The sequence below is a fragment of the Thioalkalivibrio sp. ALgr1 genome (assembly GCF_000378285.1).
Classification (GTDB): Bacteria; Pseudomonadota; Gammaproteobacteria; order Ectothiorhodospirales; family Ectothiorhodospiraceae; genus Thioalkalivibrio.
Window position 1 is genome coordinate 70,072 of record NZ_KB905136.1, and the last position, 15,070, is coordinate 85,141.

At 67.7% G+C, this 15,070-nt stretch carries 10 protein-coding genes; 1 reads left to right on the top strand and 9 read right to left on the bottom strand.

The features are described from left to right. Window positions 1–31 precede the first annotated feature (31 nt). The 6 genes from alaS to F466_RS0111375 all read right to left on the bottom strand — a co-directional run bounded on the left by alaS (window position 32) and on the right by F466_RS0111375 (window position 6,079). Window positions 32–2,641: an alanine--tRNA ligase gene (alaS, locus tag F466_RS0111350; RefSeq protein ID WP_018994154.1), complete on the bottom strand. Its 2,610-nt coding sequence runs from the start codon at window positions 2,639–2,641 to the stop codon at window positions 32–34. A gap of 390 nt (window positions 2,642–3,031) precedes the next feature. Beyond that, window positions 3,032–3,268 (bottom strand): GIY-YIG nuclease family protein, encoded by a 237-nt coding sequence (locus tag F466_RS0111355; protein WP_018994155.1) that lies wholly within the window; start codon window positions 3,266–3,268, stop codon window positions 3,032–3,034. A gap of 310 nt (window positions 3,269–3,578) precedes the next feature. Further along, window positions 3,579–4,067: a regulatory protein RecX gene (locus F466_RS0111360; protein ID WP_018994156.1), complete on the bottom strand. Its 489-nt coding sequence runs from the start codon at window positions 4,065–4,067 to the stop codon at window positions 3,579–3,581. Then, complete coding sequence (gene recA / locus F466_RS0111365) at window positions 4,042–5,088, bottom strand: recombinase RecA (protein WP_018138517.1); 1,047 nt, start codon at window positions 5,086–5,088, stop codon at window positions 4,042–4,044. The genes F466_RS0111360 and recA overlap by 26 nt, the downstream gene beginning before the upstream one ends. A 153-nt stretch (window positions 5,089–5,241) precedes the next feature. Next, window positions 5,242–5,772 carry a CinA family protein gene (locus tag F466_RS0111370; RefSeq protein WP_018138516.1) on the bottom strand — a complete coding sequence of 177 codons (531 nt, stop codon included), beginning with the start codon at window positions 5,770–5,772 and terminating at the stop codon, window positions 5,242–5,244. Window positions 5,773–5,779: 7 nt separating this feature from the next. After that, window positions 5,780–6,079 (bottom strand): PilZ domain-containing protein, encoded by a 300-nt coding sequence (locus F466_RS0111375; RefSeq protein WP_018138515.1) that lies wholly within the window; start codon window positions 6,077–6,079, stop codon window positions 5,780–5,782. Window positions 6,080–6,468: 389 nt separating this feature from the next. On the opposite strand from F466_RS0111375, the gene mutS reads away from it, so the two are divergent. Next, on the top strand, window positions 6,469–9,111 hold the full coding sequence (gene mutS / locus F466_RS0111380; RefSeq protein ID WP_018994158.1) for a DNA mismatch repair protein MutS: 2,643 nt from the start codon (window positions 6,469–6,471) through the stop codon (window positions 9,109–9,111). Between the two features lie 12 nt (window positions 9,112–9,123). Here the strand turns inward: mutS and F466_RS0111385 are convergent, their stop codons facing one another. From F466_RS0111385 to F466_RS0111395, 3 genes are read right to left on the bottom strand one after another with little or no spacing between them, the layout of a single operon-like run. Next, a complete protein-coding gene (locus tag F466_RS0111385; protein WP_018138513.1) occupies window positions 9,124–10,596 on the bottom strand; it encodes an efflux transporter outer membrane subunit in 1,473 nt (490 codons plus the stop codon). A gap of 7 nt (window positions 10,597–10,603) precedes the next feature. After that, window positions 10,604–13,750 carry an efflux RND transporter permease subunit gene (locus F466_RS0111390; protein ID WP_018994159.1) on the bottom strand — a complete coding sequence of 1,049 codons (3,147 nt, stop codon included), beginning with the start codon at window positions 13,748–13,750 and terminating at the stop codon, window positions 10,604–10,606. Next, window positions 13,750–15,054, bottom strand: a complete 1,305-nt coding sequence (locus F466_RS0111395; protein WP_018174008.1) for an efflux RND transporter periplasmic adaptor subunit — start codon at window positions 15,052–15,054, stop codon at window positions 13,750–13,752. The genes F466_RS0111390 and F466_RS0111395 overlap by 1 nt, the downstream gene beginning before the upstream one ends. Between the last annotated feature and the right edge of the window lie 16 nt (window positions 15,055–15,070).

Sequence of the window (15,070 nt, forward strand, 5' to 3'; positions counted from 1 at the left end):
GCGGCGCTGGCCCCGCGGTGACGGATGGTCTTCAGGCGCGCTCGCGTACCCAGTCGGCGACCGAGGCCAGCGCGGCCTCCAGCTTGTCCGGGCTCTGGCCGCCGGCCATCGCCATGTCCGGACGGCCACCGCCCTTGCCGTCCACCTGCGCGGCGACGTGACCGACCAGATCGCCGGCCTTGAACTGGCCGGTCTCGGCCTTGGTGACACCCGCCACCAGGCTGACCTTGCCCTCGCCGGTCGCGGTACCCAGGACCACAACCGCCTTACCGAGTTTCTGCTTGAGCTGATCGACCATGTCGCGCAGGGCCTTGGGCTCCACGCCCTCGACCTTCGCGGCCAGCACCTGCACGCCGCCGACCTCCTGCGCCTGCGAGGCCAGATCGCTGCCGGCCTGGCTGGCCAGCTTGCCCTTGAGCTGATCGATCTGTTTTTCCAGTTCGCGCGAACGCTCCTGTAGCTGGGCGACCTTGTCGGCCGCCTCGCCGCGCCCGGCGCGCAGGCGATCGGCGATCGCATCCAGGTACCCCAGCTGCCGGTCGACCCAGCGCAGCGCCACCTCACCGGCCACCGCCTCGATGCGGCGGATACCGGCGGCCACCCCGCCTTCGGAGGTGATGCGGAACAGGCCGATGTCGCCCGTGCGGTGCACATGCGTCCCGCCGCACAGCTCCACGGAGGTGCCGATCTTCAGCACCCGCACGCGGTCGCCGTACTTCTCGCCGAACAGCGCGACCGCGCCGGACTCCATCGCCGACTCGATGTCCATCACGCGGGTATCGGTGGCCTCGTTGGCCAGAATCTCGGCGTTCACCTGGGCCTCAATGGAGCGCAGCTGCTCGTCGGTCAGCGGCTCCATGTGGGTGAAGTCGAAGCGCAGCCGATCGGGGTCCACCAGCGAGCCCTTCTGCTGGACGTGGTCGCCCAGCTGGTCGCGCAAGGCCTTGTGCAGCAGGTGGGTCGCCGAGTGATGGCGGCGGATGTTCTCGCGACGCGGGCCTTCGACTGCGGCCTGCAGCGTCTGGCCGACCTCCAGCGTGCCGGCACGCACCTGGCCCACGTGGATATGTGCCGCGCCCTGCTTGCGGGTGTCGGCGACCTGGAAGCGCACGCCGGAGCCACTGAGCGTGCCGACATCGCCCACCTGGCCGCCGGACTCGCCGTAGAACGGCGTGCGGTCCAGTACCACCAGGCCTTCGGCGCCGACCTCGAGTCGTTCGACCGGCTCGCCGTTCTGGTACAGCGCGACCACGCGACCCTCGTCGTCGACGGTCTCGTAGCCGGAGAATGTGGTTTCGACGTCGACTTGCGGCAGGCCGCCGTCGTCCATGGAGAAGTGACTGGCCGCGCGGGCGCGGGCGCGCTGATCCGCCATCGCGGACTCGAAGCCCGCCATGTCCAGCTCCAGACCGCGCTCGCGGGCGATGTCACCGGTCAGGTCCACCGGGAAGCCGTAGGTGTCATACAGCAGGAAGATGGTCTCGCCCGGGATCACCGTGCCCTTCAGGTCACGCAGATCGTCTTCCAGGATCTTCATGCCCTTGTCGAGCGTCTCCAGGAACTTGCGCTCTTCCTTCTCCAGCACCTGCTCGACCCGGGCCTGTGCCTCTGCCAGCTCCGGGAAGGCCTCGCCCATCGCGCGCACCAAATCGCCGACCATCTGGTAGAGGAAGGCGTCCTGCGCGCCCATCTTGAACCCGTGGCGTGCGGCGCGGCGGATGATGCGGCGCAACACGTAGCCGCGGCCCTCGTTCGACGGCAGCACGCCGTCGGTGATCAGGAAGGCGATAGAACGGATGTGGTCGGCGATCACGCGCAGCGAGGCGGAGTCCTGCTCCTTTGCCCCGGTCACTCGCGCGGCGGCCGCGATCAGGTCCTGGAACAGGTCGATCTCGTAGTTGGAGTGCACGCCCTGCAGCACCGCGGCCAAGCGCTCGAGGCCCATGCCGGTATCCACCGACGGGCGCGGCAGCGGGTTCAGCGTGCCGTCCGCGTCGCGGTCGTACTGCATGAACACGAGGTTCCAGATCTCGATATAGCGGTCGCCGTCCTCGTCCGGGGAACCGGGCGGGCCGCCCTCGACCTCCGGGCCGTGGTCATAGAAGACCTCGGTGCAGGGGCCACAGGGGCCGGTGTCGCCCATCTGCCAGAAGTTGTCGGAACCGCCGCCTGGCTTGTCGCCGATGCGCACGATGCGCTCGGCTGGAACCTGGATCTCGTTCGCCCAGACGTTGTAGGCGTCGTCGTCGGTCTCGTAGACCGTGACCCACAGCTTTTCCGGCGGCAGACCGATGGTCTCGGTCAGAAACTGCCAGGCGTAGTGGATGGCATCGCGCTTGAAGTAGTCGCCGAAGCTGAAGTTGCCCAGCATCTCGAAGAAGGTGTGATGCCGCGCGGTATAGCCGACGTTTTCCAGATCGTTGTGCTTGCCGCCGGCGCGCACGCAGCGCTGGCTGGACACCGCGCGGTTGTACGAACGCTTCTCGCGGCCGAGGAACACATCCTTGAACTGCACCATCCCCGCGTTGGTGAACAGCAGCGTGGGATCGTTGCCCGGTACCAGTGGGCTGGAAGACACGATCGTATGACCATGCCCTTCAAAGAATTCGAGGAAACTCCGGCGAATGTCGGCGCTTTTCATGCGGTTCCGATTGAATATGGGGTCAAAACCGGAATCCTATCACGCAAGCCCCCAACCCGCGTATTGCCGCCCCCGCCTTCGGGCCATGTTGCCTATCATCACCAGGCTCCGAAGAGGGTGTGGCAATCGGCTGGGCCTGGCCAGAATCGGGATCAGGTGGTTCCGTAGAGCGATTGCTTCGCTGCGCTCGCAATGACGGGACAATGACGACGTCATTGCGAGGAGCAACGCGACGAAGCAATCGGCATCCACGGCCACCTGATCCAAGCGCCGAGTGACCCACCAACGACTGCCACGGTCCCTCCAACGCCTCGCAATGACGCACCATGATCGCGGTCATTGCGAGGAGCCCGGCGACGAAGCAATCGGCAAGTACCTCCCCAGCCGCGTTCAACCCACAATGTCGTCGAACAAATCCCGCCACCCGGGATTCACCTGCTCGATCAGCGCAACCTTCCTGCGCCGCGGACCCGCCTTCAACTGCTTTTCGCGTTCGATCGCGGATTCCATCTCCACGCATTGCTCGAACCAGACGAGCCGATGCAGACCGTAGCGGCTGGTGAACCCGGATACCTCTCCCGAACGATGCTGCCAGACCCGCTGCACAAGGTTACTGGTCACACCCACTTAGAGGGTCCCGTCACGACGGTTGCTCATCATGTAGACACAGGGTTGTTTCATCGCTCCCTCCGTGGGCGACTGCACATTGGTACTCAGCGGCCGAGAATCCTTTCGGCCATTCACCACCGGTGACACTCGCGTGTCCTCGATACCAGCACGTCATTGCGATGGCCTGAAGGGGCAGTGGCAACCGCTGGTGGATCACTCGGCGTCTGGGCCGGGTGGTTCTGGACACAGATTGCTTCGTCGCAGGGCTCCTCGCAATGACGGGTTTGGAGGAACGTCATTGCGAGGAGCAACGCGACGAAGCAATCGGTCAGGAACCACCAGCGTCGTCTTTCCAGGCGGCGAGGGCCTGGTGGGCGACACCGCCGGGGAAACCGCGCCCGGCGAGGTGGCGCAGGTAGCGGGCCTCGTCCTCGCGGGTCTCGGGGGGGTGGCGGAAGTGGCGTTCGAGCTGGCCGCGGGCCTGGTCGGTCCAGTCGACCTCCAGGGCGTCGATGGCGGCACTGACGGTCTCGCTGCCGATGCCGTTATGGGCGAGTTCGGCACGGATGCGCTGCTCGCCGTAACCCTGCTCGGTGCGGTGGCGGGCGATGAAGTCCGCGTAGCGGGTGTCGCTCAGGTAATCGAGCTCGCGCGCACGCTCAAGAGCGGCATCCACCGCGTCGCGCTCGAACCCGCGCTCGGCCAGCTTGCGCGCGAGCTCCAGCGCGGAGTGCTCGCGCCGCACCAGCAGCCGGAGCCCGGCCTCCAGTGCGGCGTCCGGATCAGCCGGGTCAGCCCTGCTCCTCGACCGGGGCATCGACCGGCTCGTCCTCCACCGCAGCCTTGTTTCGCTTCGGCAGCAGGCGTTCGCGCAGGGTCTTTTCGACTTCCTCGGCGATGTGCGGGTTGTCCTTCAGGTACTGGCGGGCGTTTTCCTTGCCCTGACCAATCCGCTCGCCGTTGTAGCTGTACCAGGCGCCGGCCTTGTCGATCAGGCCTTCCTTCACGCCCATCTCGATGATCTCGCCGACCCGCGAGATGCCCTCGCCGTAGAGGATCTCGAAGTAGGCCTCGCGGAACGGGGGTGCCATCTTGTTCTTGACGACCTTCACGCGGGTCTCGTTGCCGATCACCTCGTCGCCCTTCTTGATCGCGCCGATGCGGCGGATATCCATGCGCACGGAGGAGTAGAACTTGAGCGCGTTGCCGCCGGTGGTGGTCTCGGGGCTGCCGAACATCACGCCGATCTTCATGCGGATCTGGTTGATGAAGATCACCAGGGTGTTCGACCGCTTGATGTTGGCGGTCAGCTTGCGCAGCGCCTGCGACATCAGGCGTGCCTGCAGGCCGACGTGGGAGTCGCCCATCTCGCCCTCGATCTCCGCCTTGGGCGTCAGCGCGGCCACGGAGTCGACGATCACCACATCCACCGCGCCGGAGCGCACCAGCATGTCGGCGATCTCCAGCGCCTGCTCGCCAGTATCCGGCTGCGAGACCAGCAGGTCGTCGACGTTCACGCCCAGCTTCTCGGCGTAGGTCGGGTCCAGCGCGTGCTCGGCGTCCACGAACGCGGCGGTGCCGCCCAGCTTCTGCGCCTCGGCCACCACCTGCAGGGTCAGGGTCGTCTTGCCCGAGGACTCCGGGCCATAGATCTCGACCACGCGCCCGCGCGGGACGCCGCCAATCCCGAGCGCGATATCCAGCGCCAGGGAGCCCGTGGACACGGCCGGCACATCCACCGCCTGCTGATCGCCCATGCGCATCACCGCGCCCTTGCCGAATTGGCGTTCGATCTGCCCCAGTGCGGCGGTCAGGGCCTTCTTGCGATTCTCGTCCACGGTATGCCTCCCGATACTTGCAGCGATGGTTTCCGATCCGTTGCGGGGCGGATACGGGGCCGCAGTATCCCACAGGGCGGGGAGCGACCCAACCCGGGTTCACGGCTCGAAGGGAATCACCGGGGCGCCATGCCCCGGGGGATGGTCGCGGGGTCAGGCCGCCTCGTGCGCCAGCAACGCACTGAGCGCGTGCAGCATCGCCTGCAGGCGTACATCGTGGCGCTCGCCATCGAAATGGAGGGTCTCGACGCGCGCGTCCCGCCCGCGCTCCTGCCAGCCGAAGCAGACCGTACCCACCGGCTTGTCCGCGCTGCCGCCACCGGGCCCGGCGATGCCGGTCACCGACAGCGCCAGGTCGGCATCGCAGTGGGCAAGCCCGCCCTCGACCATCGCGCGCGCCACGGCCTCGCTGACCGCGCCATGCTGCTCGATCAGTTCGGCCGGCACCCCGACCATCCGCGTCTTGGCCGCGTTGGAGTACGCCACCCAGCCGCACTCGAACCAGCCCGAGCTGCCCGGGACATCGGTAATCGCCTGGGCAATCCCGCCGCCGGTACAGGACTCGATGGTGCACAGCTTGCGTTCGCTGGCGAGCAGCCGCTCGCCCAGGTCGTAGACCAGCGCCGAGAGCCCGGCCAGATCAGCCTCGCGCGGGCTTGCAATCAGAGTCGATTCCGCTTCCATGTCCGGATCATCCCTCGCTGTCAAAGGCTATGGCCACACGCCAGATCACCCGCTCTTCGCCCAGGGGCTCGCTGCGCACCACCTGGCCGGCCCGCTCCAGGGAGGGCAGTCGCCCGTCCGGGCTGTTGACCGCGATGCTCACACGCTCGCCCGCCTGCGGTGCATGCGGCCAGCGAAAGGCACAGCCGCTGGCCGAAAGGTCCTCCAGCCGCACCTCGTCCGCCGCACCAGTCGCCATCCAGGTCACTCGTGCGGGGGTGTCGACCTGCATGCGCCGGAAGCCCCGGCGGTCATCTTCTCCCAGCATGCGCATCCTCCATGACTCCACCCGAGTGTGGCACATCACGTCTCGTGATGGTGCACCTGCCACACGGGCCCGCGCATCCGTATACTGCGCGGCAGGGAAACACTGATTAATGTACACGCTCGCGTTGGTACCCCAGGTTTTCCGAGACAAGGCGCGTCGTGCAGCGGGTAGTGGTTCTACCCGCAAGCGGCGCAACGCAGAATCGGGGAACCTGGGGTGCCAACCCCAAGGGGCTCGGCCGCTTTTGCGTGGGAACGGCGTTGCGGTTCCCTTGTGCAGAATGACTGCACGACAGTCACCGCGCCTTGTTCGCACGCAAAAGCGACTCGAGCGCGAACGTGTACATTAATCAGTGTTTCCCCAAGCCCGGATCGACCGCAGCCGAACCGATGAGCACCGCCGAGCCCCTCTCCGCCCATACCCCGATGATGCAGCAGTACCTGGCCATCAAGGCCGAGTACCCGGATACGTTGCTGCTCTACCGCATGGGGGATTTCTACGAGCTGTTCTACGACGACGCCGAGCGCGCCGCGGGGCTGCTCGACATTACCCTGACCCGGCGCGGCGAATCAGCCGGGGCGCCCATCCCGATGGCCGGGATCCCCGTGCACACGCTGGAGAGCTACCTGGCCCGCCTGCTGAAGATGGGCGAGAGCGTGGCGATCTGCGAGCAGACCGGTGCGGTGGGCGCGCAAAAGGGCCCGGTCAAGCGCGAAGTCGTGCGCATCGTGACTCCGGGCACGGTTACCGAGGAGGCCCTGCTGGATGCCCGCCAGGTGAACCGCCTGGTCGCCGTCTGCCCGGCCGCCTCCGCCGCCGTAAAGGGCCGCAAGACCGGCTACGGCATCGCCAGCCTGGAGTTCGCCAGCGGCCAGTTCCGCGTACTGGAGGTCGGCGACGAAACCGAGCTGGCCGCCGAACTGGCGCGGCTCGACCCGGTGGAGCTGCTGATGCCGGATCAGGCGGGCGCGATCCCGGGCACCGAGTCCTTCGCCCCCCAGCGCCACGCCGACTGGCATTTCGACGCCGTGTCCGCCCATCGCCTGCTGATCACCCATTTCGGCACCCGCGACCTGTCCGGCTTTGGCTGCGAGGGGCTGGCCCTGGGCATCGCTGCCGCCGGGGCCCTGCTCGCCTACGTGCAGAACCGCCATCGCGGCGATCTCGCCCACATCACCAGCCTGGCGCACGAGCAGCGCAGCCAGATGCTGGTGTTGGACCCGGCCACCCGCCGCAATCTGGAACTCACGCGCACCCTGACGGGCGAACGCCGCGGCTCCCTGCTCGCCCTGCTGGACACGACCCAGTCCGCGATGGGCGCCCGCCGCCTGATGCAGTGGCTGCACCAGCCGCTGCGCGAGCGCGCGATCATCCGCGAGCGCCAGACCGCGATCACCGCCCTGCTGGAGCAGGAGGCCGTCACCCCGATCCGCGACGCCCTGGCCGGCAGCGCCGACAGCGAGCGCATCCTCTCGCGCATCGTGCTGGGCAGCGCGCGCCCGCGCGACCTGACCGCCCTGCTCGCCAGCCTGGAGCGCCTGCCGGCCCTGCACACCGCCCTGGCGCCGCTGGCCGATGCCGCCGAGCGCCTGTCCGCGCTGCATGCCGCGCTCGCGCCGGAGGATGAGCTGACCGCGCGGCTCGCCGCGGCCCTGGTGGAGGAACCACCGCTGCGGGTGACCGACGGCGGCATGATCCGCGCGGGCTACGACCCCGAGCTGGATCGCCTGCGCGCGCTGGAAAGCGACGGCGACACCTTCCTGCGCGAGATCGAGGCCCGCGAGCGCGAGGCCACCGGCATCCCCACGCTGAAGGTCGCCTACAATCGCGTGCACGGGTACTACATCGAGGTCTCGCGCAGCCGCTCGGCCGAGCTCCCCGGCCGCTTCATGCGCCGCCAGACGCTGAAGAACACCGAGCGCTATACCACCGAGGAGCTCAAGCGCTTCGAGGACGAGATCCTCTCCGCCCGCGAACAGGCCATGCTCCGCGAGCGCGCGCTGTTTGACGACCTGATCGCCGACCTGCAGGCGCGTGCGCCGCGTCTGCGTACGATCGCGGACGCCGTGGCCGAACTGGACGTGCTCGCCTGCCTGGCCGAGCGTGCGGCCCGCCTCGACTGGCACTGCCCGGAGCTGGTCGGCGAACCCGGCATCCAGATCGAGCAGGGCCGGCATCCGGTGGTCGAGTCCGGGCTCGACACCCCGTTCGTCGCCAACGACACCGAGCTGGACCCGGAGACGCGGCGGCTGCTGGTGATCACCGGCCCCAACATGGGCGGCAAGTCCACCTACATGCGCCAGACGGCGCTGATCGTGCTGCTCGCCTGCATGGGCAGCTTCGTGCCGGCCGCGCGTGCGCAGATCGGCCCCGTGGACCGCATCTTCACCCGCATCGGCGCCTCCGACGACCTGACCTCCGGACGCTCGACCTTCATGGTGGAGATGACCGAGGCCGCGAACATCCTGCACAACGCGGGCCCCGAGAGCCTGGTGCTGATGGACGAGATCGGCCGCGGCACCAGCACCTTCGACGGGCTGGCGCTCGCCCTGGCCTGCGCCGAGCGCCTGACGCGCCACAACCGCGCGCTGACCCTGTTCGCCACGCATTACTTCGAACTGACCGCGCTGGCCGAGCGCGAGCCGGCCGTGGCCAACGTGCACACGGACGCCATGGAGCACGAACACAGCATCGTGTTCCTGCACCAGGTCCGCGAGGGCCCGGCGAATCAGAGTTACGGGTTGCAGGTCGCGCAGCTGGCCGGCGTCCCGGCCGACGTACTCAAGCTCGCGCGGGAACACCTGCGCGAACTGGAGGATCGGGCGGCCGCGACGGACTCGCCGCAACTGGGGCTGTTCGCCGCCGCCCCGGACACCGCGACCGCGGCCCCCGAGTCGGTTGCCGAAGACTGGCCCTCGGAAGAACGAGCCCTGAAGGCCCTGTTCGACACCCTGGAGCCGGACGAGATGAGCCCGCGCGAGGCCCTGGACGCCCTCTACCGCATGAAGGATGCCCTGCGCGATCGGCAATAGGCGTCCTGGCGGTCAGTCTTCCGAATCGGCCGGAACGATGATTTGTTCCTCGGCCTCCGCCTCGGCGACATCCGGATCGCCGTCCTCCAGCACATCATGCGGAATGGCGGCGCTATCCCAGCCACCGCCCAGGGCGCGGAACAGTGTCGCGGTGGCCGCCAGGCGATCGCGCGAGGCCTCGGTCAGCGTCAGGCGCGCATCCAGCAGGGCCCGCCGCGCATCCAGCACCTCCAGATACCCCACGAACCCGCCCAGATAGCGGCGCTCCGCGAGATCCAGGACCTCGACCCGCGCCCCGACCTCGCGCTGGCGCACCTCCACCCGTTCGTGCGCTGCATTCAGCACGCTCCAGGTGTTGGCGACCTCCTCCAGGGCCTCCTGAATCGCCGCGCGGTATTCCAGCTCGGCGATATCGCGCTCGGCCTCCACGCCTTCAATGGTGGCGCGCCGACGGCCGAAATCGAGAATCGGCACCGTGGACTCCGCCAGGAACTCCCAGAAGAACGAATCACTGGAGGAAAACTGACTGACCCGGCTGACCTCCTGCCCGAACAGCGCGGCCAGGTTCAGGCTGGGCAGCCATTCCGCGCGGGCCACACCGATATCGGCATTGGCCGCAATCAAGCTGGCTTCCGCCGCGCGGATATCCGGCCGGCGGATCATCAGGTCCGACGGCACCGAGTGCGGAAGCCCGGAGATCGTATCCGGCAGATCCTCCAGACCCTCGTCACCGAGCCCTTCCAGGCCCTCGACCACGGCCTCGGTATCCCCCACCAGGACTGCCAGCGCCCGGCGCTGCTGTGCGGCATCGGCGCGCAGGTCGGGCAGGCCCGCGCGGCTGGTCTCCAGCTCGGCCTGAGCCTGGCGCACGGTCAGATCCGTCGTGGCACCGCTCTCGAGGCGCGAGCGCTCCAGCTCCAGGGCCTCGATCTGGGACAGGATCGTCGCCTCGGTGGTCTCGATCTGCTCCTGCGTGGCGCGATAATCGAAATAGGTGCTGACCACATCGCTCACGACCGCCAAACGGGTGGCATCACGGGTAAACGCGGTGTTCAGCAGCTGCGCGCGGGCCGCTTCTTCCGAACGCGACAGCCGGCCCCAGAGATCGACCTCGTAGCTTAGCAGGGCCCCAATCGTCATCTCGGTCTCCGGGTCGGCATCCCCCGCGGGGTAGTCGCGCTCGACCGACGCCATGCCTTCCAGTTGGGGAAACTGCTCGGCACGGCTCAGGCCCAGCACCGCGCGTGCCTGTACCACCCGCGCCGCGGCGATCTCGGCATCCACGTTGTTCTCCAGCGCCTCGCGCACCAGACGATCCAGCAGCGGGTCCTCGAACATCTCCCACCAGAACTCGGCATCGGCGTAGTCGGCATCCATCTGGTCACCGATCTCCTCCGGCCACTCGTCCGGGAGCGTGACCTCCGGGCGCTCGTAATCCGGCCCGACTGCACAGCCCGCCAGCAGCGCGGCCGCAGAAACCCCCAACAACGTCCTACGCATGCGTTCCGGCCTCCTTCGAGTCGTCCGTGTCGCGCGGGCGCTTGTGCAGGCGCTCCAGGCCACTGGAAATGACGAAATAGAACAGGGGTACGAACAGCAGCGCGAGGAAGGTCGCGCTCAGCATGCCGCCGATGATGCCGATACCGATCGCGTGCTGGCTGTTCGCCCCCGCCCCGGAGGCCAGCGCCAGCGGCACCGCGCCAAGGATGAACGACATCGCCGTCATCATGATCGGCCGGAAACGCAGCCGGGCCGCCTCCACCGAGGCATCGAACAGGCTCAGTCCCTCTTCGCGCTTGTTCTGCGCAAACTCGACGATCAGGATCGCGTTCTTGGCCGCCAGCGAGATCAGCACCAGCAGGCCGATCTGGAAGTAGATCCCGTTCTCCTGCCCGGTCAGCCAGATCGCCACCAGGGCCCCGAAGACCGCAAAGGGCACGGCCATCAAGACCGCCAGCGGCAGGCTCCACCGCTCGTACTGTGCGGCAAGGATCAACACCACGAAGACCACGCCCAGCACGAAGGCCAGCACCGAGGTCCCGGCCGCCTGCTGCTCCAGATATTCCGCGCCAGTCCAGCTCAGCAGGTAGTCGTCCGACAGGGTCTCGTCGACCACCTCCTCCAGCGCCTGTATCGCATCGCCCGAGCTGTAGCCGGGTCCCGGATCGCCCATGATCCGCGCGGCCGGGAACACGTTGAAGCGCTCCACCTCGTCCGGCCCCTGTACCCGCTCGACCGACACCAGGCTGGACAGCGGCACCAGGTCGCCGGCATCCGAGCGCACAAAGATGCGGTCCAGGTCATCCGGGCTGCGGCGATAATCGGCCTCGGCCTGCATCTGCACCTGCATCACCCGGCCGAACAGCGAGAAGTCGTTGATGTAGACCGCACCAAAGGTGCTCTGCATCGCATCGAACACGTCTCCGAGTGGCACTCCGGCCGCAAAGGCGCGTTCGCGATCCACATCGGCGTCGTAACGAGGCACCTCGACATTAAGCGAGGTACGCACATCCGCCAGCTCCGGGCGCTCCGCGGCTGCCTCAATGATCTCTTCGGCCCGCGCCCGCATGGTCTCCGAGTCATCCCCGACCCGGCTTTGCAGGTAGGCCTCGAATCCGCCGGTAGTGGAGATCCCGGAAATCGGCGGCGGATTGAACGCGCGGATCGTCGCCTCCGGCTGGCGCTCGCCATCGGCGACCAGACGGTCGATCACCGCATCGCTGCTCTGATCATCGCCGCGACGCTCGGACCAGTCATTGAGCGTCACATAGGCCGCACCGGCATAGGTCTTCATGCCGTCCGACAGCAGGTCCATCCCGGAGAAGGCCACGACATCCGCGGTGTCGTCGTACTCCAGTGCCTCCTCGCCCAGGCGATCCATCACGCCACGGGTACGCTGCAGCGAGGCCGCAGCGGGCAGTTCGGCGGCCGCGAACACATAGCCCTGGTCCTCCTGCGGCACCAGCCCGCCAGGCACGATCCGGAACAGCACCACGATCGCCACCAGCAGCAGCGCGAACAGCCCCATGCCCACAAAATTGCGTCTCAGCAGGAAGCGCACCCCCACCATGTAGGCGGCGGTGAAGCGGTCGAACGCGCTGTTGAACCAGCGAAACGGAAAGGCCGGGCGGCGTGGCTTATCGGACAACAGCCGCGCGCACATCGCCGGGCTCAAGGTCAGCGCGACGATCCCCGAGATCCCCACCGACACGGCGATGGTGATCGCGAACTGCTGATACATCTGCCCGCTGAATCCACCAATAAAGGCCACCGGCACGAACACGGCGATGGTGACCAGTGTCATCGCGATAATCGGCGTGGCCACCTCGTCCACGGTCTGGTAGGCCGCATCGACGGCCTTCATCCCCTGCTCGCGCATCAGCCGCTCGGTGTTCTCGAGCACAATGATCGCGTTGTCCACCACAATCCCGATCGCCAGCACCAGCCCGAACAGCGTCAGCATGTTCGCGGAGAAGCCGAGCACGTACATCCCGGCCAGCGTCCCGATCAGCGACACCGGTACCGCGATAATCGGGACGGCCGTGGCCCGGAACGTCTGCAGGAACAGATACACCACCGCGACCACCAGGATCAGCGCCTGCACCAGGGTCAGCAGTACGCGCTGCACCGACTGATCGATGAAGATCGTGGTATCGAACGGGATCGAGTATTCCAGCGAGTCCGGGAAACGTGGCTCCAGCTCCTCCAGGATCTCGCGCACCCCGCGCGCCGTCTCCAGCGCGTTGGCGCCGGGCTCCAGGTAGATCCCCACCGGCACCGTGGACTGGCCGTTGTGCTTGGCCTCGAAGTTGTAGAAGTGCGCGCCCAGCTCCACGCGCGCCACATCCCCTAGCCGCAACGCGGAGCCGTCCGGTGCGCTGCGCAGGATCACCTGCTCGAACTCCTCCTCCTCGGAGAACCGTTCGGGGGTCGTCACCGCGTAGGTAAAGTCGATCGCGTTGTCCATCGGCTCGGCCCCGAACTGGCCGGCCGCGTACTGCTCGTTCTGCTCCTGGATCGCGGAACGGATGTCACTGGCGGTCAGGTCGTACTCCGCCATCTGGTCCGGCTGCAGCCAGATCCGCATCGAATAGATCTGCGCGCCAAAGAAGGTCTGGTCGCCAACCCCCGGCGCGCGACGCAGCTCCGCATAGACGTTGCGCCAGACGTAGTCACTGATAAAACGGTTGTCGAGGCTGCCGTCGGACGAGGTGAACGTGATCATCTGCAGCATCGACGGGGCACGTTTCTCCACCGCGATCCCGGCGCCGGTCACCGTCTCCGGCAGGCGCCCCATCGCGCCCTCGACTTCGTTACTGACGTTGATCGCGGCGATATCAGGGTCGGTCCCCACCTCGAAGGTGACGATCAGCTCCATGTCGCCATCATCGGTGGACTTCGAGCGCATGTACGCCATGTTGTCCACGCCATCGACCGTCGCCTCGATCGGGGCGGCCACCGTCTCCGCCACCGCCTCGGCGCTCGCGCCCGGATAACTGGCGGTCACGATCACCTTCGGCGGCAGGATGTCCGGATACTGATCCACCGGCAGCAGCAGGGCCGAAGACAGCCCGGCCAGCACGAACAGGATCGAGATGACCGAGGCCAGTACCGGCCGGCCGATGAAGAAGCGCAGCATTAGTCGGACGCCTCGTCGGCGTCAGAATCATCCAGACCCGGCTCGGCGCCATTGCCCAGCCCATCCAGGATGTCCTCGACCGCATCGGCCTCGGTCTCCGGATCCATCACCTCATCCAGCAGATCCGGCGCCACCTCCGGCAGCACGCCCGGCGACACGGGTTCTTCCGTCTCGCGCGGGGCGTCCCGGGGATCGATCCGTTCGCCCTCCTCGACGCCCTCAACGCCCCGGACCACAATCCGGTCGCCATCGCTCAACCCGGCGGTGACCAGAAAGTCCTCGTCGAGGTCCATGCCAATCTGGATCGGCCGCACATGCGGGATGTCATCGGCGTCGACGACATACACCGCGGCCCCGTCAGAGCCCTCGATGACCGCGGCATGCGGCACGCGCATGCCATGCCCCGCCATCAGCCCGCTCAGGGTCACGCGCACGAACTGCCCCGGCAGCAACTGGACCTCGCGGTTGGGGAACAGCGCGCGTACCTCGACCATGCCCGTGGCCTCGTCCACCGCGGCCTCGGTCACGTCGATCTGCCCCTGATGCGGGTACAACGAGCCATCCGGCAGGGTCAGCACTACGGTCAGGCCAACGCCGGAACGGATCTGCGGGCCATAGGCCGTCAGATGGCCCTCGGGGATCGCGAAGTCGGTACGGATGGGGTCGAGTTGGGTCACGGTGGTCAGCAGGTCACCCGCCTGCAACAGGCTGCCTTCCGGGCGCTCCTCCAGCCCCGCAACCCCTTCCAGCGGCGCCGTCACGGAGGTGTAGTCGAGATCCAGCTGGGCCTCCGCCAGCGCCGCCTCGGCCTCCGCGACCGCGGCGTCACCCAGCTCCAGTTGCGAGCGGGCCTCATCGCGCTCACGGCCACTGGCGGCGTTGTCCTCGTACAGGTCCAGCACGCGCTCCCACTCGCGCTCGGCCTGGCGCTTCTCGGCCTCGGCGCGTTCAAGGCTGGCCTGCGCGCTGCGCACCTGGACGGCATAGGGCGAGGGGTCGATGCGGAACAGCTCGGTACCGCGCTCCACCATCTCGCCCTCTTCGTAGCGCCGGCTCTCCAGCACGCCCGCGACCCGCGCGCGCACCTCCACCTCGCGCGGGCTGCGGGTGCGCGCCGTATAGGTTCGGGAGATCGAGACCAGTTCGCTCTCCATCTCCCGTACCGGCACCTCGACCGCCTCGGGTTCAGCATCGTCTTCGTCGTCGGATTCCGCCGCGCAACCGGGCAGGACAAGGGCCAGCAAAAGGGCCAGTAGAGGAATGCTCAGGGCCGAAAGGGGGGCGGCCAGTCGCAGGTGGTGCATGAATGCTTCTCCCGCT

Bases quoted from the DNA above. Each gene is read 5' to 3' on its own strand.
- mutS (WP_018994158.1), top strand. From the start codon at position 6,469: ATGAGCACCGCCGAGCCCCTCTCCGCCCATACCCCGATGATGCAGCAG.
- F466_RS0111370 (WP_018138516.1), bottom strand. From the start codon at position 5,772: ATGGAAGCGGAATCGACTCTGATTGCAAGCCCGCGCGAGGCTGATCTG.
- F466_RS0111395 (WP_018174008.1), bottom strand. From the start codon at position 15,054: ATGCACCACCTGCGACTGGCCGCCCCCCTTTCGGCCCTGAGCATTCCT.
- F466_RS0111360 (WP_018994156.1), bottom strand. From the start codon at position 4,067: ATGCCCCGGTCGAGGAGCAGGGCTGACCCGGCTGATCCGGACGCCGCA.
- F466_RS0111375 (WP_018138515.1), bottom strand. From the start codon at position 6,079: ATGCTGGGAGAAGATGACCGCCGGGGCTTCCGGCGCATGCAGGTCGAC.
- alaS (WP_018994154.1), bottom strand. From the start codon at position 2,641: ATGAAAAGCGCCGACATTCGCCGGAGTTTCCTCGAATTCTTTGAAGGG.
- F466_RS0111390 (WP_018994159.1), bottom strand. From the start codon at position 13,750: ATGCTGCGCTTCTTCATCGGCCGGCCGGTACTGGCCTCGGTCATCTCG.